Here is a 20,445-nt window from a genome sequence, read left to right on the forward strand (position 1 = left end):
CAATGGGAGTCCAGGGGCAATCTGCACGGCGCGGCCTGAGCCTGCCTGCGCAGCGCTTGCCGCGCGAGCGGCGCACGCGGCAAGCCATCGTCCTGCTGCAAAGCTTGCATACCGATGGCACGGCGCACGCGCATGGGCGCAGCCTGCTCGAACACCTGGTCGGCACGGCGCAATTGCTGCTGGCCTGGAACGCGCCGCTGGATCATGTGCTGGCCGGTTTGTGCCACAGCGTCTACGGCACCCAAGCATTCAGGAAGATCAGCCTCGCACACGCCCAACGCCCGCGCCTGCAGCAGCTGATCGGGCGGCGTGCGGAAGCGCTGGTGTGGCTGTTCAGCACCCTGCGGCGCCCAGCCTGCCTGCTCAAGGCCAGCGCAGGCGGACATTGCCTGGTGCGCACGCGTGCCGGACGCAGCCGCCATCTCGATCCGGACACGCTGGGCGCGCTGTTCGTCATCGAATGCGCCAATCTGCTCGACCAGGGCGTCTCGCTGGCCCTCGCGCGCCGCCTGCTCAAGCTCGCCCGACGTCACGCCGTCACGCCGCCAGCCATGCTGCAGGCGCTGCAAAAAGAAATGCGGCTGGCACTTTACGCGCGCAGCCGCATTCACATCTCGTCGCACTGAGTCCTGCCCGCTCCAGGCGGCAGGACCCGGCCCTGGCTCAGCGAGGCAGGACGCTGCTGCCCATCAGGAAGCTATCGACCTCACGTGCGGCCTGACGGCCTTCACGGATCGCCCACACCACCAGCGACTGGCCACGACGCGTATCACCGGCGACGAAGACCTTCGGCACATTGGTGGCGTAGCAGCCAGCACCATCGGTACTCGCCTTGGCGTTGCCGCGTGCGTCCTTCTCGATACCGAAGTTCTCCAGCAGGCTGCCCACCGGATTGACGAAGCCCATCGCCAGGAACACGGCTTCGGCCGGGATTTCCTTTTCGGAACCGGGCACTTCGCTCATCTTCATCTGGCCGGTCTTGTCGTCCTTCTTCCACTCGACCTGAGCGGTGACCAGCGACTTCAGCTTGCCGTTCTCGCCACGGAATTCCTTGGTGGTCACCGACCAGGCGCGATCACAGCCTTCGTCGTGCGAAGACGAGGTACGCATCTTGATCGGCCAGTACGGCCACACCAGAGACTTGTTTTCCTTCTCCGGCGGTTGCGGCATCAGCTCGAACTGCAGCACGCTCTTGGCGCCGTGACGGTTGGAGGTACCCACGCAGTCAGAACCCGTGTCACCACCACCGATGACGACAACATTCTTGCCGGTGACCTTGATCTGATCCTTGAGCTTGTCGCCCGCCACAACCTTGTTCTGCGGAATCAGGAACTCCAGCGCGAAGTGCACGCCGTCGAGCTCGCGCCCCGGAATCGGCAGATCGCGCGGCACTTCGGAACCGGCCGCGATCAGCACGGCGTCAAAGTCCTTGGCCAGCTTCTTCGGCGAGAGCTTTTCCTTGGCATCGCTATTGATGCCCTTGGGCAGCTCGGCGTCACCGATAAAGACACCGGTCTTGAAGACCACGCCTTCAGCTTCCATCTGCTTGATGCGGCGGTCGATGATCGACTTGTCGAGCTTGAAGTCGGGAATGCCATAGCGCAGCAGACCGCCGATGCGCGAGCTCTTCTCGAACACCGTCACCTCATGACCGACACGTGCCAGCTGCTGGGCCGCCGCCAGACCGGCAGGGCCGGAGCCGACGACAGCGATCTTCTTGCCGGTCTTCTGGGCCGCCGGCAACGGCTTCACCCAGCCGTTTTCCCAGGCCTTGTCGATGATGGCGTGCTCGATCGATTTGATGCCGACCGGCGCCACATTGATACCCAAGGTGCATGCAGCCTCACACGGCGCCGGACAGATGCGGCCGGTGAATTCCGGGAAGTTGTTGGTCGAGTGCAGCACCTCGATCGCCTCTTCCCACTTCTGCTTATAGACCAGGTCATTCCAGTCCGGAATGATGTTGTTGACCGGGCAACCGTTGTTGCAGAACGGAATGCCGCAATCCATGCAGCGCGCGCCCTGGATCTTGGCCTGCTCGTCGCTCAGGGCCAGCACGAATTCCTTGTAGTGCTTCTTGCGTGATTCGGGCGCTTCATAGCCCTCGTCCTGACGCTCGAATTCCAGAAAGCCGGTTACTTTTCCCATTTCTAATCTCTCCCCTGAATCAGACGGCAGCCGCTGCGGTCTTGCCGCGTGCAGCCACAGCGAGTTCCTTCAGCGCACGGCGGTATTCCTTCGGCATGACCTTGACGAAGGCTTCGCGCGAGGCGTCCCAGCTCTCAAGCAGTGCCTTGGCGCGCATGCTGCCGGTGTAACGGAAGTGGTTCTCGATCAGACGCTTGAGAATCACTTCGTCCGCTTCGGCCTTGGCGCCACGCGCAGCAGCGTGCCAGACATCGGCATCCGTGCTCTCGGTCTGCTTGGCGACCGGCAGCACCGGCTCCAGATCGACCATCGCGGTATTGCAGCGCGCAGCAAACAAACCGTCCGGATCGTAAATGTAGGCTACGCCGCCCGACATACCGGCCGCGAAGTTGCGCCCCGTCTCACCCAGCACAACCACGGTGCCGCCGGTCATGTATTCGCAACCGTGGTCGCCGACACCTTCGACAACCGCCGCAGCGCCCGAATTACGCACCGCGAAGCGCTCGCCACCGACGCCGTTGAAGTAGGCCTCGCCGGCAATCGCGCCGAACAACACGGTGTTGCCGACGATGATGTGTTCCGGACCAAAGCCGCGGAAGTCATTCGGGCAACGCACGATGACGCGACCACCCGACAAGCCCTTGCCGACGTAGTCATTGCCTTCGCCAACCAGATCCAGGGTCACGCCATTGGCGAGGAAGGCGCCGAAGCTCTGCCCTGCCGTACCGTTGAGCTGGACGTGGATGGTGTCGTCCGGCAAGCCGTCAAAACCATAACGCTTGGCCACTTCGCCGGAGAGCATCGCGCCGACCGAACGGTTGACGTTGATGATCGGCTGGATGAAGGACACGCGTTCGCCCTTTTCGAGCGCCAGCGCCGACTTTTCGATCAGCTTGTGGTCGAGCGCCTTTTCCAGCAGGTGGTCTTGACGTTCGGTGACACGGCGCGTCGAGTCGACTTGCGGCACGTAGAAGATCTTCGAGAAGTCCAGACCCTTGGCCTTCCAGTGCTCGATGGCCTTCTTCTTGTCGAGCAGATCGGCGCGGCCGATCAGATCGTCGAACTTGCGGATGCCCAGTTGCGCCATCAGTTCGCGCACTTCTTCAGCGATGAAGAAGAAGAAATTGACGACGTGTTCGGGCTGGCCGGAGAAGCGCGCGCGCAGCACCGGATCTTGCGTCGCGACGCCGACCGGGCAGGTATTGAGGTGGCACTTGCGCATCATGATGCAGCCTTCGACCACCAGCGGCGCGGTGGCAAAGCCCATTTCATCGGCACCGAGCAGCGCAGCGATGACCACGTCACGGCCGGTCTTCATCTGACCGTCAGCCTGCACGATGATGCGGCTGCGCAAGCCGTTCATCATCAGCGTCTGTTGCGTCTCGGCCAGACCCAGTTCCCAGGGCGAACCAGCGTGCTTGATCGAGGACAGGGGCGAAGCACCCGTGCCGCCATCGTGACCGGCGATCACTACGTGGTCAGCCTTACACTTGGCGACGCCGGCGGCGACGGTGCCGACACCGACTTCCGACACCAGCTTGACCGAGATGTCAGCCTTGGGATTGACGTTCTTCAGGTCGTGGATCAGCTGTGCCAGATCCTCGATGGAGTAGATGTCATGGTGCGGCGGCGGCGAGATGAGGCCGACACCCGGCACCGAGAAACGCAGTGCGCCGATGTACTCGGACACCTTGCCGCCGGGCAGCTGACCGCCCTCACCGGGCTTAGCGCCCTGCGCCATCTTGATCTGGATCTGGTCGGCCGAGCTCAGGTATTCGGTGGTCACACCGAAGCGGCCCGAGGCGACCTGCTTGATCTTGGAGCGCAGCGAGTCACCCTCTTGCAGCACCACGTCACGCTCGATGCGATCCTTGCCGATGATGCCGGCCAGGGTCTCGCCCTTCTTGATGAAGATGCCCTTCATCTCGTTCTTGTAGCGTGCCGGATCTTCACCACCTTCACCGGTGTTCGACTTGCCGCCGATGCGGTTCATGGCAATCGCCAGCGTGGAGTGCGCTTCGGTCGAGATCGAGCCCAGCGACATGGCGCCGGTGGCAAAGCGCTTGACGATTTCCTTGGCCGGCTCGACTTCGTCGATCGGCACCGCCTGGCTCGGGTCGAACTTGAATTCGAACAGGCCGCGCAGGGTCATGTGGCGCTTGCTTTGATCATTGATGATCTGCGCATATTCCTTGTAGGACTGGAAGGAGCCCGAGCGCGTTGAGTGCTGCAGCTTGGCGATCGCGTCCGGCGTCCACATGTGCTCTTCGCCACGGATGCGGAAGGCGTATTCGCCGCCGGCATCCAGAGCATTGGCGAGCACCGGCGAAGCGCCGAAGGCTTCTTCGTGCAGACGCAGCGCTTCTTCAGCCACTTCGAAGATGCCGATGCCTTCGACATTCGAGGGCGTGCCGGCGAAGTACTTGTCAATCAGCGCCTTGTTGAGGCCGATGGCTTCGAAAATCTGCGCGCCGCAGTAGGACATGTAGGTCGAGATACCCATCTTCGACATGACCTTGTTGAGGCCCTTGCCGATGGCTTTGACGTAGTTCTTGACGGCCTTGTCCGGACCCAGATCGGCCGGCAAATCCTTGGCCATCTCGTGCAGGGTTTCCATCGCCAGGTAGGGATGCACGGCTTCTGCGCCATAGCCGCCGAGCAAGGCGAAGTGATGCACTTCACGCGCCGAACCGGTTTCGACGACCAGGCCGGTCAGCGTGCGCAGGCCTTGCTTGACCAGGTGCTGATGGATCGCCGAGGTTGCCAGCAACGCCGGGATGGCGACGTTTTCAGCGTCGATCTTGCGGTCCGAGATGATCAGGATGTTGTAGCCCGAACGCACGGCTTCAGCCGCTTGCGCACAGAGCGAAGCCAGGCGCGCTTCGACGCCTTCCTTGCCCCAGGCCACCGGATAACAGATGTCCAGTTCGAAGGACTTGAACTTGTTGTCGGTGAACTTCTCGATGTCACGGATCTTCGCCATCGCCTTGAAGTCGAGCACGGGCTGCGAGACTTCCAGACGCATCGGCGGGTTGATGTTGTTGAGGTCGAGCAGGTTCGGCTTGGGGCCGATAAAGCTGACCGTCGACATCACCATCGCTTCGCGGATCGGGTCGATCGGCGGATTGGTGACCTGCGCGAACAGCTGCTTGAAGTAGTTGTAGAGCGACTTGTTCTTGTTGGACATGACGGCCGGCGGCGAGTCATTGCCCATCGAGCCGATCGCCTCCTCGCCCGAGGTGGCCATCGGCGCCATCAGGAACTTGGTGTCTTCCTGCGTGTAGCCAAAAGCTTGTTGCAAATCCAGCAGCGCCGCGCGCGAAGCGACTTCAGGCGCCGGCCCCTCGATCTCGTCGAGCTTGACCTGGATGCGCGAAATCCACTCACGGTAAGGCTTGGCATTGGCCAGCGCGTCCTTGAGTTCCTTGTCGTCGATGATGCGGCCGGCTTCCATGTCGATAAGGAACATCTTGCCCGGCTGCAGGCGCCACTTCTTGACGATCTTGCTGGCCGGCACCGGCAGCACGCCGGCTTCGGAAGCCATGATCACCAGGTCGTCGTCGGTGACGATGTAACGCGCCGGGCGCAGACCGTTGCGGTCCAGCGTGGCGCCGATCTGGCGGCCGTCGGTGAAGGCGATGGCGGCCGGGCCATCCCAGGGCTCCATCATCGCAGCGTGGTATTCGTAGAAGGCGCGACGGTTCTCGTCCATCAGCGTGTGCTGTTCCCAGGCTTCCGGGATCATCATCATCGCAGCCTGGGCCAGCGGGTAGCCCGCCATGGTCAAGAGCTCGATACAGTTATCGAAAGTCGCGGTGTCCGACTGGCCTGCGTAGGCAATCGGATAGAGCTTCTTGAGGTCGTCGGACAGCACGGCGGACTTCATCACGCCTTCACGTGCGCGCAGCCAGTTGAAGTTGCCCTTGACGGTGTTGATTTCACCGTTGTGGGCAATCATGCGGTAGGGGTGAGCCAGTGGCCACTCGGGGAAGGTATTGGTCGAGAAGCGCTGGTGCACCAGGGCCAGTGCCGAGATACAGCGCGGATCAGCCAGATCCTTGTAATACACACCGACCTGGTTGGCCAGCAGCAGCCCCTTGTAGATGACGGTACGGGCCGACATCGAGGGCACGTAGTATTCCTTGCCGTGCTTGAGCTGCAGCTGCTGGATGGCGTGGCTGGCGGTCTTGCGGATCACGTAGAGCTTGCGTTCCAGCGCTTCGGTGACCATCACGTCGGGGCCACGGCCGATGAAGATCTGGCGGATCTCCGGCTCTTTGGCGCGCACGCGCGGCGACATCGGCATCTCGCGATCCACCGGCACATCGCGCCAGCCGAGGACGATCTGACCTTCGGCGCGCACCGCGCGTTCGAGCTCCTGCTCACAGGCCTGGCGCGAAGCGCTTTCCTTGGGCAGGAAGATCATGCCCACGCCGTACTCGCCAGCCGGCGGCAGCTTGACGCCTTGGGCGGCCATTTCTTCGCGGTAGAACTGGTCCGGGATCTGGATCAGAATGCCGGCACCGTCGCCCATCAGCGCATCGGCGCCGACCGCGCCGCGGTGATCGATGTTCTCCAGAATCTTCAGGCCGCCCTGAACGATGTCGTGGCTTTTCTTGCCCTTGATGTGCGCAACAAAGCCCACACCGCAGGCGTCGTGTTCATTGGCGGGGTCGTAGAGCCCCTGGGGAAGCATGGTCATCAATCCACTCCTGGAAGAAACCCAGCCGCACGCACCGCGCGCGTTCTGGCACAGGCCTGAAATATAAGACCTCTGCGCACGCAATCCAAGAAATATAAAACGGGGTCAGATTGCACTAAATAAGCGCCCTGTTGCGGTGCTCCAAAAAAATAGGGACATATTAAAAAGCGCCACATCGGTGCGAACCGGGACGAGCCTCGGCAAGCCATTCCGTTTTTTCAGCAAAACAGGCTAGAAACAAGCAGCTAGATGTAGAAATTAGACCGCAGGCATGTTCAATCGGGTGCCTGGATTTTGCGTGGGCGCCCCTTGGGCAAGGGTGCAATCCGGCGATTGGCCGCAGCATCGCGACCTGCATCGACCTCGCCGAGCAACCAGCCGCGATGCGCGGCATAGCGTAGGGCCGCCAGCGCCTCATCACTCGGCAGCGCTTCGATCAGCTGGCGATAGCTGGCCTGACGGTCGAAAGGGGTATTGCCCAGCGCCCAGTACTCGCGGTGATCGGTGACCAGGGCATCGGTGGCGAGTCCGACGTGATGACGACAACTGGACCAGGGGTAATGTGCCGCCTGGGCGGCCAGGCCGGCGCGTACTGGGTTCTGCTCGATGTAGCGGTAACACGCCAACAGCCAGGCCCGAGGCTCGATCACCGTCGAGCGGAAGCGCCCTTCCCATAAAGTCCCGGTGCGCGCGTGGCGATCATTGAAATAACGCACATAACGCCGCCCCAGGCGCTGCATCAAGGAGCCCGCCCCGCCCTGCTCCGGCGCGCTGAGCAAAAGATGCACGTGATCGTTCATCAGCACATAGGCGTGCACCGGCAGCGCCAGCTCGCGCGAAGCATCGCGCAGCATGTCGCGATAGGCACGGAAATCCGCTTCGTCGATGAAAATCGGGGTGCGGTTATTGCCGCGCTGCAGAATCAGCTGCGGCAAGCCGGGCACATAAAGACGGGCGAGACGACTCATCGCGAACGGGGCAAATCAGGGCTCACTGATCGAGAACAGCCGGCGGTGTTCCTTGACCGCGTAACGGTCGGTCATGCCGGCGATGTAGTCGGCCACCGCGCGCGCCTTTTCATCCTGCGCCATGCGCTGGTATTGCGGCGGCAGCAGGCGGGGGTCGTTCATGAAGGCGTTGAACAGCTCGCTGATGATGCGCCGCGCCTTGCTCATCTCGCGCAAGACCTTGTAATGCCAGTAAAGATTGTCACGCAGGAAGCGCTGCAGCGCTTGCAACTGCTCCAGCATGGCCGGCGAAAATGCCACCAGCGGCGCGCCGGCGTGATGCACATCGGCCAGGCTCGCGACGCCTGATTCCGCGATCTTGTGGCGACTGGTCTCGATCAGGTCGAGCGAGAACTCATTGATCAGGCGGCGCACGGTTTCATGGATCAGGCGGCGTTCGGCCAGGCCCGGATACTGGGCGCGCACGGCGGCGCAGTGACGCGCGAAGACCGGCACCGCTTCGAGCTGTTCGAGGCTGATCAGGCCAGCACGCAAACCATCATCGACATCGTGATTGTTGTAGGCCACGGCATCGGCCAGATTGCATAGCTGCGCTTCCAGCGAGGGCTGGGTCTTGTTGATGAATCGCGCGCCGACTTCACCGAGCAGGGCCGCATTCTTCAGCGAGCAGTGCTTGAGGATGCCCTCGCGCGTCTCGAAACAGAGATTGAGCCCATCGAAGGCGGCATAGCGCTCTTCGAGCAGATCGACGATGCGCAGCGACTGCAGATTGTGTTCGAAGCCGCCAAAGGCTTTCATGCAGTCATTGAGCGCGTCTTGACCGGCATGGCCGAAAGGCGTGTGACCGAGGTCGTGCGAGAGCGAAATCGCCTCCACCAGATCTTCGTTCAAGTGCAGGGCGCGCGCCAGCGAGCGGGCAATTTGCGCCACCTCGATGCTGTGCGTCAGACGGGTGCGGAACAGATCGCCCTCGTGATTGACGAAGACCTGGGTCTTGTACTCCAGCCGACGGAAGGCCGTGGAGTGGATGACACGGTCGCGGTCACGCTGGAACTGGCTGCGCGAGGACGGCGCATCCTCAGGCACCAGACGCCCGCGGCTATTGGCCTCGCTGACGGCGTAAGGAGCCAGGGGAGAGGCCGACGCGCCGCTCATGTCAGACGCAGCAACTGGCAATCGCCAGCTCGATCTCGGCCTGGCTGGCCGCTTCGCTGATCACCGCCTCGCCAATGCGGCGCAGGAGGATCAGGCGCAGGCGGCCATCGGCCACTTTCTTGTCGTGTCGCATCAGATCCAGATAGCGCTCGACACCCAGCTTCGGGCCCTGCACCGGCAAGCCGGCGCGCTGGAACAAGCGGCGGATGCGCTCGACATCAGCCTCGGGCAGCATGCCCAGCTGGGCGGAGAGCTGGGCCGCCATCACCACGCCCGCCGCCACGGCTTCGCCGTGCAGGTATTCGCCGTAGCCCATACCGGTCTCGATGGCGTGACCAAAAGTGTGGCCCAGATTCAGATGCGCGCGCTCGCCCTGCTCGGTTTCGTCGGCCGCCACCACGGTCGCCTTGATGCGGCAATTCCACTCCACCGCTTCAGCGAGCAAGTCTTCATCGCAGGCCAACAGACCATCGATGTGCTGCTCCAGCCAATCCATGCGCGCAGCATCGCGAATCAGCGCGTGCTTGATGACTTCAGCCAGCCCGGCACGCAGCTCGCGGATCGGCAGGGTGCGCAGGGTGGACACATCGGCCAGTACCAGACGCGGCTGGTAGAAAGCGCCGATCATGTTCTTGCCCAGCGGATGATTGATCGCCGTCTTGCCACCGACCGAGGAGTCGACCTGTGACAGCAAGGTCGTGGGCACCTGGATGAAGGGCACGCCGCGCTGATAGCAGGCGGCCGCAAAACCGGTCATGTCGCCGACCACACCGCCACCGAGGGCGATCAAGGTCACCGAACGCTCACAGCGCGCTTCCAGCAAGCCACTGAAAATCAGGTTGAGCGTTTCCCAGTTCTTGTTGGCTTCACCATCGGGCAGCACGATCGCGGTGCTCGCCACGCCAGCCGCGTCCAGCGCGGCTTGCAGGCGGCCCAGATAGAGCGGGCCAACGAGCTCATTGGTGACAATCGCCACACGCGGGCGCTTGAGATACGGCAGGATCAATTCAGCATTGTCGAAAATGCCGGCGCCAATGTGTATCGGGTAGGCGCGCGCGCCCAGTGCTACGTCGAGTGTGCGCACTGTTTCTCCCATTCTTTGAGGATGCGAACGACGGCCAGCTGCGAATTATTGCGCGCGCCGTCAACGATGATGTGTGCGATCTCGCGGTACAAGGGATCGCGCTGCACGCGCAAGGCATCAAGCTTGGCGCGCGGATCCGCCACCTGCAACAAGGGGCGGTTGGTGTCGTGGCGTGTGCGTTCGAGCAGCACGTGGGTCGGCACATCCAGATACACCACCCAGCCACTGCCATGCATGATCTGGCGATTGGCCGGATCGAGCACTGCGCCGCCACCAGTGGCCACGACAATGCCGGACTCATGCGACAACTCCTCGATCACCATGGCTTCGCGCTTGCGAAAGCCGGCCTCGCCCTCCATCTCGAAGATGGTGGGAATGCGCACGCCGGTACGGTGCTCGATTTCATGGTCGGAGTCCAGGAAGCGCCGTCCCATGCGGCGTGCCAGCGCACGGCCGATGGTGGTCTTGCCGGAACCCATGAGTCCGACCAGGTAGATATTTTCTGACTGATTCATCACATGCCAATTCTAGCCCGGATGCGCTGGGCCCGGCACAAAAGCAAACGGCCCGATCAACTCGGGCCGCTTATGAGGACTTGAGCCAAGGAATCAGCGTGCAGCGGTCTGATCGGTCAGGATGCGCGGCGTGATGAAAATCATCAGCTCGGTCTTGCTGTCCGAACGCTCGTTCTCACGGAACAGATAACCGAGCACCGGCAAATCACCCAGCCATGGAATCTTGGTCGTGTTGTTGCGGATATCTTGCTGATAAATCCCGCCCAGCACCACGGTGCCGCCGTTGTCGACCAGCACACGGGTACTGACGTGTTTGGTATCGATGGCCAGGCCCGAGGACGTGGACACCGAGCTGCTGACCGAGTCCTTGTTCACATCCACCGTCATGGCAATCCGGCCATCCGGCGTCACCTGCGGACGAACCTTCATCGACAGCACAGCCTTACGGTAGGAAACCGAGCAACCACTATTGCCCGAACAACTCTGATACGGCACATCCACGCCCTGCTCGATCACCGCTTCGTTCTGGTCAGCCGTCATCACACGCGGACGGGAAACCACCTTGCCACGACCATCAGCCTCCAGGGCGGAGAGTTCCAGATCGACAAAGCGCGTACCTGAGGAGTTATACAAGACCGCCGACAAGACCCCCGCCGACTTGCCATTGATCGAGGGTGCCGCAAGATTGACATTCTGGACGTTGGAGGTGTTCCAGGTGGCCTGGGTCGTGGTCAGCCCTGCGGCATACCCTGTGCCTTCAATACCCGCCCCCACCGTCAGCTTGGAATTGCCGCTGTAGGTATTGCCCAACAAACCCATGAAGCCCAGGCGCACACCCAGATTGCGGGCGAAGCTGTCGGAAGCTTCGACAATCTGCGACTCAATCAAGACCTGCTTGACGGCCACATCGATCTCGGAGAGCAGACGACGCACATCGTCGAGACGCGCCGGCACATCGGAGACGATCAGCTTGTTGGAACGCTCGTCCATCACCACCACGCCGCGCTTGGACAGGATGGTTTTTTCCTTGTCCTTGAGAATGCCGTCGTAAATCGCCTTGGCGCTGTGATAATTGATCTGGAAAGACTCGGTCCGCAACGGCTCGATATCGCCGATCTGCGCTTGTGAATCGAGCTCCAGCTTTTCACGCGCGGCCAGCTCGTCGCGCGGCGCCACCCAGATCACATTGCCGTTCTTGCGCATGTCCAGACCCTTGGCCTGGAGAATGATGTTCAGCGCCTGATCCCAGGGAATGTCCTTGAGGCGCAGGGTCAGCGAGCCGCTGACTGCATCGCTGGTCACGATGTTGAAGTTGGTGAATTCGGCAATCGCCGCGAGCACCGAACGGACATCGATGTTCTGGAAATTGAGCGAGAGCTTCTCACCATTGAACTTCTTGTTGCCGGCGCCTTGCACCAGCTTGTTGGGGTCTTCCTTCAAAGCTTTGACCTCAACCACGAACTGGTTATCGGTCTGGTAAGCATTGTGTTCCCATAGCCCCTTGGGCGTGATCACCATGCGCACCGAGTCGCCTTGAGCGCTGGTCACCACGGTATTCACCGGCGTCGCGAAGTCAGTCACATCCAGACGGCGGCTCAGGCGCTCGGGCACCGTGGTCTTGAGGAAATCGACGACCAGTGAAGCGCCTTGTTGGCGGATATCGATGCCGGCATTCGGGTCGGAGAGATCCACAACAATGCGCCCTTCACCATCCTTGCCACGGCGGAAACTGATGTCGCGCACACTATGCGTGCTGGCCCCCTGCTGTTCAGCGAAACGCGCTGCCGGAGCCGGCTCCTGACTTCTGGCAGGCAGATTGGCCAGCGTAATCAGCACTTCACGGCCATTGACCTGGGTGGTGTAAGTGAGCGGACGCAAGAGGTTGAGCACCACACGCGTGCGATCCGCAACCTGTACGAGATTGGCACTGCGCAAATCCCCCTCATTGAAGGAAACCGAACCCTGAGTGCCGTTGGCCGTGGCCGGAAAATCGATCGCGACCCGTGCCGGATTGGAGACACTGAAGCTGCCCAGGCTGCCAACCAACGGCTCCTTGAGCAAAACCTTGACCACCACATTGCCATTACTCTGGCTGGCCTGAACGGATTCAATCGAGTTCTTTGCCGGGGCTGCTGCCGGAGCCGCCGGCTGCTGTGCGCGAGCCGTTACGCTCGACAAGGCCGCCGCCATACAAAGCAGCACAATCTTTAGTTTTCGTTGGTATGTCATCGCCTTGCCTCCTGCTCCTGCAATTGCATGGAGCCGATACGTTCAACCCAGTCGCCGTTGGCGTCTTCCACCAACTCTTTCAGTGTCAATTCTGCGTCCGAAATCTTGGTGATCTGCCCGAAGTTCTGACCGATGTAGTTGCCGACATGAACCTGGTAGGTGGTCTTGTCTACCTGCAGCAAGGCCACCGGCTTACCCGCCTTGACCATCATGCCGACGAACTTCATGGACTCCAGCGGATAGGCCTCCAGCGGTTCGCGACGGCGATTGGTATCCGGACGGTTGGCAGAGCGCTTTTCCGGATCCAGCTTCGACGCCAGAAACGGATCAACGATCTTGTCCAGATCGAAATCCACGACGGGGAAAGTTTTGATTTGTGGCAGCGGAGGGATGTGGCCGCGCATACCAGCCTGCTCGTTCTGCATCCAGTTCTTGATGTCCTGATGCTCATCGCTGCCGCAGGCACTGAGCAAAGCCACGCCAAGCACCAAAGCACCGGCTCGGACGGCAAATCTAGGCGTTCGCATGGGCGTCCTCACTTCTTGTCCGCCTTTTTGTCATGGCGTTGCTTGGAAACCTCTTCTTCGTCCAGATAACGATAGGTCACCGCCGTGGCATCCATCTTGAGCGTACCCGCTGGCGCCGCTTCAATGGCGATGTCGCGCAGCGAAACGATGCGCGGCAGCTTGGCGACATCTGCCGCAAACACCCCAAGGTCCGCATACGTACCGGTGACGCGCAGGGAAATCGGCAGTTCGGCGTAGAAATCCTTCACGCCTTCGGTACCAGGGCGCCACAGCTCGAACTGCAGGCCGCGACCACGCCCTGCCCGATTGACATCGTCAAGCAGGGACTCCATCTCCGAACGATTGGGCAGCTGCTTCAGCAAAGCACCGAACTGGCGGTCGATATCGGCAAGCTGCTTCTGGAACTCTTCAAGATTGACAGCCTGGCGCTTTTTGAGCACCCACTCATCCTTGAGGCGAACCTCGTCCTGGCGACGCTGATCCAGAGTGAGCAGCTGGTCTTTCCAGTCAAACCACCAGGCGCAGGTAACCAGCACGATGAGCAAAGCCACCAGCATGGCGATCCGTGGCACCAGGGGCCAGACGCCGGGATCATTGGGATCGAGGTCGCGAAAATCATTGAGGACCTGCTGAACATTGATGCCGCGCAGGCGCTGAGTCAGGTTCGGCGCACTCATTTGCCAGGCTCCTTGTTCGTCACCGGTTTGCCATCCTGGTCAAGCGGCGTGCGCTCAATATTGACGAACAGGGTGAAATCGCCAACCCGGCGGCGGTTGAAATCGGCCGCCTTGATCTCGACCAGCTCGGGCTTTTCAAAGATCGGCGAAGCATCCAGATTCCTCATGAACTGCGAGACACGGGCATTCGATTGCGCGTAACCAACCAGCTGGATGCGTCCGCCGTTCTGCTTGATCAGGCGCAGGAAGACACCTTCGGGAACCTGCTTGCCCAGCTCGTTCATGATGTGCACGGTTTCAGCACGATTGCTCTGCAAGGACTCGATCACCTGCTTGCGCGACAACAGCGACTGGGTCTGCTCCTGCAAGCGCTTGATTTCGGCAATCTGCTTGTCCAGCTCGGCGATCTCGCGCTTGAGGAAATCGTTGGAGGAGTCCTGCGCCTCAATGCGCTGGTTGATCAGGGTGTGACCAACAAACCAGATGGCGCCTGCAAACAACGCCACCAGCCCCAGCAAGGTATAGAACTGCTGTCGGCGCTGCTTGCGCGCCTCTTCCCGGTGGGGCAAAAGATTGATGCGGATCATGCGTCAAACCTCCGCATCGCAAGGCCACACGCCACCATCAGGGCGGGCGCGTCGGCAGCCAGATTCTTGGGGCGGATGCGCTGCGAGAGCGTCATGCCGACGAAGGGATTGGCCACCTGGGTCGCTACCTGGGTGCGACCGGCGACGATCTGATCAAGCCCTGGCACGACCGCACAGCCACCCGAGAGGATGATGTAGTCGACCTGGTTGAATTGCGTCGAAGTGAAGAAAAACTGCAGCGCGCGCGACACTTCCAGCCCGAGGCTGTCCATGAACGGGCGCAACAATTCGTGTTCGTAGTTTTCCGGCAGGCTGCCGGTGCGCTTGGCGGCTTCGGCCTCTTCCTGGCTCATGCCGTAGTTGCGCATGATGTCCTGGGTCAGCTGGTAGCCACCAAAAGCCTGCTCACGCGAGTACAGCACCGCATCGTCACGCAGCACCGCGACTTTCATGACATTGGCGCCGATATCCACGGTCGCCACAATCTTGCCCGCGCCAGCATCTTTATCCAGACGGCTGCGCACGAGGTCGAAGGCAGCCTGCGCCGCGAAGGATTCGACATCCATCACGACGGCCTTGAGGCCCGCAGACTCGGCGGCGGCAACGCGGTCTTCAACTTTTTCCTTACGCGAGGCAGCAATCAGCACCTCGACTTCATCCGGATTGTTGGCCAGCGCGCCGAGCACCTGGAAGTCCAGATTGACCTCTTCGATCGCGAACGGGATGTACTGGTTGGCTTCGGACTCGACCTGCACTTCCATATCGAGTTCGCGCAAGCCCGCAGGCAGGGTGATTTTCTTGGTGATGACGGCGGAGGCCGGCAAAGCCAGCGAGACATTCTTGGTATTCGTCCCAAGCCGTTTCCAGCCCTTGCGGATCGCCTCGGCGACGGCTTCCAGGCTGGCGATATTGCCATCGCTGACGGCATCGCGCGGCAATGGCTCGATGGCGTAGCGCTCAAGGCGGTACTGGCCGGAAGTCTCTGAGAGCTCAACCAGTTTGACCGAAGAAGACGAAATATCCAGACCAATCAACGGCCTGGAGCGCCCTCCCAGCAAGGATGCAATGTCAATCACGCGAGGCCGTCCTGTAGAATATCATTTAAAATCCGGCAGTTACGTGCAATACCGCAAAACTACTTTAAATGCTAGCAGTAAGCAGTCAGAAGTGTAAAGCAAACTTGTTGCCAGCAACTTACATACGCTGACTTCAAGACGCGCCGCCTATAATCCTGCGACTACGATAACAGCACTCGGGTCATTTACGACCAGAACCTTCAAAACTCATGGCTTCCCTGCGCAAACCGCTTCTCATCTCTGCCGCACTTATCCTGGCGCTGGGCCTGATGGCCTGCTCAGCGGTCGCCATCGCGGCGGCATTTGCCTGGCCCAAACTGCCCGACCTGGCCGCACTGACCGATTACAAGCCACGCATCCCCTTGCGCATCTATTCTGCCGACGGCGCACTGATCGGAGAATATGGCGAGGAGCGGCGCAGCTATACGCCGATCAAGGCCGTTCCCGATTTACTCAAGCACGCCATCCTGGCAGCAGAGGACGACAGGTTTTACCAGCATGGCGGCGTCGATTTTGCCGGACTGGCGCGTGCCACCGCACTTAACCTGCTGGGCGGCGCTCGTCGGCAAGGTGGCAGCACCATTACGATGCAGGTGGCGCGCAATTTTTATCTCAGCCGCGAGAAAACATTCAGCCGCAAACTTTATGAAATCCTGCTCTCACTGAAGATTGAAAAAAGCCTCAGCAAAGACCAGATTCTCGAAGTCTATTTCAACCAGATTTACCTTGGGCAACGTGCTTATGGTTTTACGGCAGCGGCACAGATTTATTATGGCAAGAGCCTGCCCGAACTGACGGCCGGTGAATGTGCAATGCTCGCCGGCCTGCCCAAGGCTCCCTCGGCCTATAACCCGGTCGTCAATCCCGAGCGCGCCGCACAGCGCCAGCATTATGTTTTGCGACGCATGATGGAGCTGGGTTTCATCGATGCGGCCACACACGAGAAATCACTCAGCGAGCCGGTCAAGCTGGCGATTGGTAAATCACAGCAATCGGTGCAGCCGCTGATTTCAGTGCACGCTGAATTCGTCGCTGAAATGGCGCGTCAGATCGCCTACGAACAATTCAAGGACGAAGCCTATACGCGCGGCATCAAGGTCATCACCACAGTTTTGAAGAATGACCAGGTCGCAGCCTATCAGTCGCTGCGCCGTGGCGTACTCGATTATGAGCGCCGCCATGGTTATCGCGGTGCCGAGGCGCAGCTGGACCTGAGCGATGTAAAAAGCGATCAAGACGAACATCTTGAAGAGCTGATCGACGACTACCCCGATCAGGACGAGATCCGCACCGCCATCGTGCTGCGCGCAGAACCCAAGCTCCTGCATTTGTATCTGCGCGGCGGCGAGCTGGTCGACATCAGCGGCGACAGCCTCAAATACGCGGCGGCGATGATGGCCGCCAACGCCGCGCCGCAAAAGCAGCTGCGCCGCGGTTCGCTGATCCGCGTGGTGAAAACGGCCAAGGGCTGGGCGGTGACACAGCCGCCCGAGGTGGAAGCCGCCTTTGTCTCGCTGGACCCGAATACCGGCGCGATCCGCTCCCTGGTCGGCGGCTTTGACTTCAACCGCAACAAGTTCAACCACGTCACCCAGGCCTGGCGCCAGCCCGGATCGAGCTTCAAGCCCTTCATCTACTCGGCCGCCATCGAAAAGGGCTTCACCCCGGAGAGCGTGTTCGACGATGCGCCGCTGAATTTCTCGGCCAGCGATACGGGCAGCCAGGCTTGGTCGCCGGGTAACTACGACGGCAAATACGAAGGCCCGATGAGCCTGCGCACTGCGCTGGCCAAGTCGAAGAACATGGTCGCCATCCGCCTGCTGCAAGCCATCGGCCCGGCCTATGCGCAGGACTACGTGACTACGCGCTTCGGTTTTGATCCGAACAAGAACCCGCCCTACCTGACCCTGGCGCTCGGTTCCGGTGCCGTCACGCCCTGGCAGATGGCCAGCGCTTACGCCATTTTTGCCAACGGCGGCTATCGCATCCAGCCCTACATCGTCAGCGAGATCCGTGACGAGAAGGACCGTGTCGTGGCGCGCGTCGATCCGGCGGTGGCCGGCAAGCAGGCGGACCGCGTGCTCGACCCGCGCAATGTCTATCTGATGAACTCGATGATGCAGGACGTGGTGCGACGCGGCACCGCAGGCAAGGCGATGGCGCTTGGCCGCAGCGATCTGGCCGGCAAGACCGGCACCACCAATGACTACGTCGACGCCTGGTTCAGCGGCTACAACCCCGGCCTGGTGGGCATCGCCTGGGTCGGCCACGACCAGCCAAAGAAACTCGGCTCAGGCGAAACCGGCGGCGTGCTCGCCCTGCCAATCTGGATCGGCTACATGGACAAGGCGCTCAAGGGCGTGCCCGAGCAGAACATGGAAGTGCCACCCGGACTGGTACGCGTCAAGACGGACAAGGGCACCGAGGATCTGGTGTACGAGGAGAACATCCCCGGCGACAGCTCGGCGACGCCCGCCACGCCGCCCAACTGAGTTGCCGGCGCAGGCGGTCTCAGCGAGCCGGCAGGCGTAAAGTCGTGCCGGCTTGCTCGCTGAGCAGGCGGTTGAGCGCGGCGTAGAGGTCTTCACCGTCACGCGTATTGAGCCAGCGACCGTTTTCGGGGCGATAATGGAAGCCGCCCGAGCGCGCTGCCACCCAGATTTCACGTGCCGCCGCATGGCGATTGATGACCATCTTGCTGCCATTGGGAAATTCCAGCTCCAGAATGCCGCCGGGCCGCGACTCCAGATCCAGGTCGATGTCGGCGTCGTCAGCGGCGCTTTCAATGTCTTGCTCCAGTTGCGCCATCTGTGCGTCGGCGATATCCAGAAATGCGTTCTCGTCCATGAGCGAGCAGCTCCTTGCTAACATTAGGTTTTATTCAAACAACGATACCAGCATGCGCTTGATTCTCTCGATCTGTCTTCTCTCGCTGGCGCTTTCCGCCTGCGGCATCAAGGGCGCGCTGTACCTGCCTGCGCCCGATCATAACAAGCCCACTGGCGAACCGTCTGCAGCGAAAGTGGCGCCATGAGTGTTGCGCCCCTGCCCCATGTCATCCCGACCCTGAGCCAAGGCGCTGCCGGACTGCAGCTGGAACAGGTTGCGCTGAGCGACATCGCCGCACAATTCGGCAGCCCGACCTATGTCTATTCCCGCGCCGCGCTGACGGCTGCCTGGCACAACTGGGTCAGCGCCCTCGAAGGCCGCAACGCCCTCGTCTGCTACGCCGTCAAGGCCAATAGCAATCTGGCCGTGCTGAACGTGTTTGCACGCCTCGGCGCCGGTTTCGACATCGTCTCCGGCGGCGAGCTGGCGCGTGTGCTGGCGGCCGGCGGTCGTGCCGACCGCGTGGTGTTCTCCGGCGTCGGCAAGAGTCGTGCGGAAATGGCGCAAGCCCTGCGCGCCGGCATCCACTGTTTCAACCTCGAATCCGCGCCCGAGCTCGATCGCCTTGAAGCTGTGGCCGCCGAACTGGGCCTGCAGGCAGCCATTGCCTTCCGCGTCAATCCGGCCGTCGATCCGAAGACCCATCCCTACATTTCCACCGGCCTGCGCGACAACAAATTCGGCGTCGCCTTCGAAGATGCGCTAGCGCTGTATCGCAAAGCCGCGGCATCCAAGCATCTGCGCATCAGCGGTATTGCCTGCCACATCGGCTCGCAACTGCTCGATCCGGCGCCGATGGCCGAGGCGGCCGCCAAGGTTCGTGGCCTCGTTGAACAGCTGGAACGCGAAGGCATCCACCTCGATCACATCGATCTGGGCGGCGGTCTGGGCATCCGCTATAGCGATGAAGTGCCGCCGACGGGCCGCGATTATCTCGCCCCCCTGCTCGCCGCCATGGCGGGGCGCCCCGAGCAGCTATGCTTCGAGCCCGGCCGCTCCCTGGTCGGCAATGCCGGCTTGCTGCTGACCCGCGTGGAATTCCTCAAGCCCGGCGCGACCAAGAATTTCGCCATCGTCGATGCCGCGATGAACGACCTGGCGCGCCCGGCGCTCTACGATGCGTATCACGAAATGCTGGCCGTGCAGCCACGCGACACGCCACCGGTCTCCTATGAAATCGTCGGCCCGATCTGCGAAAGCGGCGACTTCCTCGGCCACGAGCGCGCCCTGTCACTCGCCGAGGGCGACCTGATCGCCATTCTCTCAGCCGGCGCCTACGGCATGACCATGAGCTCCAACTACAACACCCGCGGCCGCTGCGCCGAAGTGATGGTCGATGGCGATCAGCTGCACCTGATCCGCCCACGTGAGAGCATCGACAGCCTGTTTGCGACGGAGCGCGTATTGCCGTGAGTGGCGAGGAAGGCGTACGCATCGACAAATGGCTGTGGGCGGCGCGTTTCTTCAAGACGCGCACGCTGGCGACGGACGCCATCGAAGGCGGCCATGTGCAGCTCAACGGGCTGCGCATCAAGCCTTCGCGCAATGTTAAAGCCGGCGACCGCATCGAGCTGGTGGCCGGCGATCAGCAGTGGGTGTTGATCGTGCAGGCGCTGGCAGACAAACGCGGCCCGGCCAGCGTGGCGCGCACGCTCTACGAGGAAACGGCGGAGAGCATTGCAGCGCGGCAGGCACGCATCGAACAGCGGCGCCTGCAGCATGAACCGGCCGACGATCTGCGCGGCCGCCCGACCAAGCGCGACCGCCGCGCCATGACGCGCGTGCGCTGGGACTGATTGCGCTGCACGGAACATCTCCGATTGCGCAGGCTATGCACATGCGCTAGTGTGAGTGCTCGATGTTCTGGTTTGGCTGATGCGTGCGCACA

At 61.6% G+C, this 20,445-nt stretch carries 17 protein-coding genes; 5 read left to right on the forward strand and 12 right to left on the reverse strand.

Translation table 11 applies throughout. The annotated features are described in order from the left end of the window. The first annotated feature begins 2 nt into the window (after positions 1-2). The gene (locus ABDB84_RS00780) at positions 3-626 is read left to right on the forward strand and encodes a DUF6817 domain-containing protein (protein WP_345917758.1); all 624 of its coding nucleotides are present in this window, start codon (positions 3-5) and stop codon (positions 624-626) included. Between the two features lie 37 nt (positions 627-663). Here ABDB84_RS00780 and ABDB84_RS00785 read toward each other — a convergent pair whose 3' ends face one another. The 11 genes from ABDB84_RS00785 to ABDB84_RS00835 all read right to left on the reverse strand — a co-directional run bounded on the left by ABDB84_RS00785 (position 664) and on the right by ABDB84_RS00835 (position 15,668). Beyond that, positions 664-2,148 carry a glutamate synthase subunit beta gene (locus ABDB84_RS00785; protein ID WP_345917759.1) on the reverse strand — a complete coding sequence of 495 codons (1,485 nt, stop codon included), beginning with the start codon at positions 2,146-2,148 and terminating at the stop codon, positions 664-666. A 19-nt stretch (positions 2,149-2,167) separates the two neighbouring features. After that, positions 2,168-6,850 (reverse strand): glutamate synthase-related protein, encoded by a 4,683-nt coding sequence (locus ABDB84_RS00790; protein WP_345917760.1) that lies wholly within the window; start codon positions 6,848-6,850, stop codon positions 2,168-2,170. A 275-nt stretch (positions 6,851-7,125) separates the two neighbouring features. Next, on the reverse strand, positions 7,126-7,818 hold the full coding sequence (locus ABDB84_RS00795) for a transposase (protein WP_345917761.1): 693 nt from the start codon (positions 7,816-7,818) through the stop codon (positions 7,126-7,128). 15 nt (positions 7,819-7,833) lie between these two features. Continuing rightward, entirely contained in the window at positions 7,834-8,973 is a 1,140-nt protein-coding gene (locus tag ABDB84_RS00800; protein ID WP_345917762.1) for a deoxyguanosinetriphosphate triphosphohydrolase, read from the reverse strand. Position 8,974: 1 nt separating this feature from the next. Next, positions 8,975-10,057: a 3-dehydroquinate synthase gene (gene aroB, locus ABDB84_RS00805; protein ID WP_345917763.1), complete on the reverse strand. Its 1,083-nt coding sequence runs from the start codon at positions 10,055-10,057 to the stop codon at positions 8,975-8,977. Then, a complete protein-coding gene (locus ABDB84_RS00810; protein WP_345917764.1) occupies positions 10,039-10,572 on the reverse strand; it encodes a shikimate kinase in 534 nt (177 codons plus the stop codon). Before ABDB84_RS00810 ends, aroB begins: the two co-directional genes overlap by 19 nt. Before the next feature lie 93 nt (positions 10,573-10,665). Beyond that, a complete protein-coding gene (locus tag ABDB84_RS00815) occupies positions 10,666-12,801 on the reverse strand; it encodes a type IV pilus secretin PilQ (RefSeq protein WP_345917765.1) in 2,136 nt (711 codons plus the stop codon). Next, positions 12,798-13,328: a pilus assembly protein PilP gene (locus ABDB84_RS00820; protein ID WP_345917766.1), complete on the reverse strand. Its 531-nt coding sequence runs from the start codon at positions 13,326-13,328 to the stop codon at positions 12,798-12,800. The genes ABDB84_RS00815 and ABDB84_RS00820 overlap by 4 nt, the downstream gene beginning before the upstream one ends. A gap of 8 nt (positions 13,329-13,336) precedes the next feature. Then, the gene (locus ABDB84_RS00825) at positions 13,337-14,005 is read right to left on the reverse strand and encodes a type IV pilus inner membrane component PilO (protein WP_345917767.1); all 669 of its coding nucleotides are present in this window, start codon (positions 14,003-14,005) and stop codon (positions 13,337-13,339) included. After that, a complete protein-coding gene (locus ABDB84_RS00830) occupies positions 14,002-14,592 on the reverse strand; it encodes a PilN domain-containing protein (protein ID WP_345917768.1) in 591 nt (196 codons plus the stop codon). The genes ABDB84_RS00825 and ABDB84_RS00830 overlap by 4 nt, the downstream gene beginning before the upstream one ends. Beyond that, complete coding sequence (locus ABDB84_RS00835; RefSeq protein ID WP_345917769.1) at positions 14,589-15,668, reverse strand: pilus assembly protein PilM; 1,080 nt, start codon at positions 15,666-15,668, stop codon at positions 14,589-14,591. Before ABDB84_RS00835 ends, ABDB84_RS00830 begins: the two co-directional genes overlap by 4 nt. 269 nt (positions 15,669-15,937) lie before the next feature. Between ABDB84_RS00835 and ABDB84_RS00840 the strand changes: the two genes are divergently transcribed. Further along, the gene (locus tag ABDB84_RS00840) at positions 15,938-18,160 is read left to right on the forward strand and encodes a penicillin-binding protein 1A (RefSeq protein ID WP_428715063.1); all 2,223 of its coding nucleotides are present in this window, start codon (positions 15,938-15,940) and stop codon (positions 18,158-18,160) included. Between the two features lie 19 nt (positions 18,161-18,179). Here the strand turns inward: ABDB84_RS00840 and cyaY are convergent, their stop codons facing one another. Next, entirely contained in the window at positions 18,180-18,515 is a 336-nt protein-coding gene (gene cyaY, locus ABDB84_RS00845; protein WP_345917771.1) for an iron donor protein CyaY, read from the reverse strand. Between cyaY and lptM the strand changes: the two genes are divergently transcribed. The 3 genes from lptM to ABDB84_RS00860 are packed head-to-tail and all read left to right on the forward strand — an operon-like array spanning position 18,514 to position 20,353. Continuing rightward, complete coding sequence (gene lptM, locus ABDB84_RS00850; RefSeq protein ID WP_345917772.1) at positions 18,514-18,702, forward strand: LPS translocon maturation chaperone LptM; 189 nt, start codon at positions 18,514-18,516, stop codon at positions 18,700-18,702. The genes cyaY and lptM overlap by 2 nt on opposite strands. Further along, complete coding sequence (gene lysA / locus ABDB84_RS00855; RefSeq protein WP_345917773.1) at positions 18,699-19,970, forward strand: diaminopimelate decarboxylase; 1,272 nt, start codon at positions 18,699-18,701, stop codon at positions 19,968-19,970. The genes lptM and lysA overlap by 4 nt, the downstream gene beginning before the upstream one ends. Then, positions 19,967-20,353, forward strand: a complete 387-nt coding sequence (locus ABDB84_RS00860) for an RNA-binding S4 domain-containing protein (protein WP_345917774.1) — start codon at positions 19,967-19,969, stop codon at positions 20,351-20,353. The genes lysA and ABDB84_RS00860 overlap by 4 nt, the downstream gene beginning before the upstream one ends. Positions 20,354-20,445: the final 92 nt, after the last annotated feature.

This window comes from Uliginosibacterium sediminicola, assembly GCF_039631295.1.
Taxonomy (GTDB): Bacteria; Pseudomonadota; Gammaproteobacteria; order Burkholderiales; family Rhodocyclaceae; genus Viridibacterium; species Viridibacterium sediminicola.

What these genes read in the sequence shown, in the direction of transcription:
- ABDB84_RS00780 (WP_345917758.1), top strand. Translation starts at nt 3, where the DNA reads ATGGGAGTCCAGGGGCAATCTGCACGGCGCGGCCTGAGCCTGCCTGCG.
- ABDB84_RS00785 (WP_345917759.1), bottom strand. Translation starts at nt 2,148, where the DNA reads ATGGGAAAAGTAACCGGCTTTCTGGAATTCGAGCGTCAGGACGAGGGC.
- ABDB84_RS00790 (WP_345917760.1), bottom strand. Translation starts at nt 6,850, where the DNA reads ATGACCATGCTTCCCCAGGGGCTCTACGACCCCGCCAATGAACACGAC.
- ABDB84_RS00795 (WP_345917761.1), bottom strand. Translation starts at nt 7,818, where the DNA reads ATGAGTCGTCTCGCCCGTCTTTATGTGCCCGGCTTGCCGCAGCTGATT.
- ABDB84_RS00800 (WP_345917762.1), bottom strand. Translation starts at nt 8,973, where the DNA reads ATGAGCGGCGCGTCGGCCTCTCCCCTGGCTCCTTACGCCGTCAGCGAG.
- ABDB84_RS00810 (WP_345917764.1), bottom strand. Translation starts at nt 10,572, where the DNA reads ATGAATCAGTCAGAAAATATCTACCTGGTCGGACTCATGGGTTCCGGC.
- ABDB84_RS00815 (WP_345917765.1), bottom strand. Translation starts at nt 12,801, where the DNA reads ATGACATACCAACGAAAACTAAAGATTGTGCTGCTTTGTATGGCGGCG.
- ABDB84_RS00820 (WP_345917766.1), bottom strand. Translation starts at nt 13,328, where the DNA reads ATGCGAACGCCTAGATTTGCCGTCCGAGCCGGTGCTTTGGTGCTTGGC.
- ABDB84_RS00825 (WP_345917767.1), bottom strand. Translation starts at nt 14,005, where the DNA reads ATGAGTGCGCCGAACCTGACTCAGCGCCTGCGCGGCATCAATGTTCAG.
- ABDB84_RS00830 (WP_345917768.1), bottom strand. Translation starts at nt 14,592, where the DNA reads ATGATCCGCATCAATCTTTTGCCCCACCGGGAAGAGGCGCGCAAGCAG.
- ABDB84_RS00840 (WP_428715063.1), top strand. Translation starts at nt 15,938, where the DNA reads ATGGCCTGCTCAGCGGTCGCCATCGCGGCGGCATTTGCCTGGCCCAAA.
- lptM (WP_345917772.1), top strand. Translation starts at nt 18,514, where the DNA reads ATGAGCGAGCAGCTCCTTGCTAACATTAGGTTTTATTCAAACAACGAT.
- cyaY (WP_345917771.1), bottom strand. Translation starts at nt 18,515, where the DNA reads ATGGACGAGAACGCATTTCTGGATATCGCCGACGCACAGATGGCGCAA.
- lysA (WP_345917773.1), top strand. Translation starts at nt 18,699, where the DNA reads ATGAGTGTTGCGCCCCTGCCCCATGTCATCCCGACCCTGAGCCAAGGC.